At 42.6% G+C, this 413-nt stretch carries 1 protein-coding gene; it reads left to right on the top strand.

Annotated elements, in window-relative coordinates:
• Window positions 1-232: 232 nt before the first annotated feature.
• Window positions 233-413, top strand: a 181-nt coding sequence (locus tag J582_RS27190) for a hypothetical protein (protein ID WP_050674877.1), incomplete at its 3' end; no start/stop codon positions are given.

A 413-nucleotide genomic window follows, 5' to 3' on the forward strand; every position in this document is an offset into this window, starting at 1 on the left:
AAGCCAGAAATCCTGCAGTTCCGCGGACGCTGATAAGTAGACAGATTCCTGACACGGAATACTATAACTTACATCACTTAAATAGGATGCGTAAGTTGTGTAAGTTACGCCACTTAAATAAGTTAAGGCGCTAAAGCGATAAAAGCTACATGATGGTCAGTACTGAGCACTGGCGATCTAAGTCAATGCTGCAGTTCTCATCATCATTGGAATAAGTGGACAAATTCCTGACATGGAAATTGCAGCGAGATTGGCTAAAGTTACTGCACTGATTATCAGTCGAGATGTCGTTATTGATTATGCCTTATACGGAACTCCAGAATTAGCCCTCGTTGCGAACAACAAAGCCAGAAATCCTGCAGTTCCGCGGACGCTGATAAGTAGACAGATTCCTGACACGGAATACTATAACT

Origin of the sequence: Acinetobacter sp. 1566109, assembly GCF_000582255.1 — a bacterium.
Taxonomy (GTDB): Bacteria; Pseudomonadota; Gammaproteobacteria; order Pseudomonadales; family Moraxellaceae; genus Acinetobacter; species Acinetobacter nosocomialis.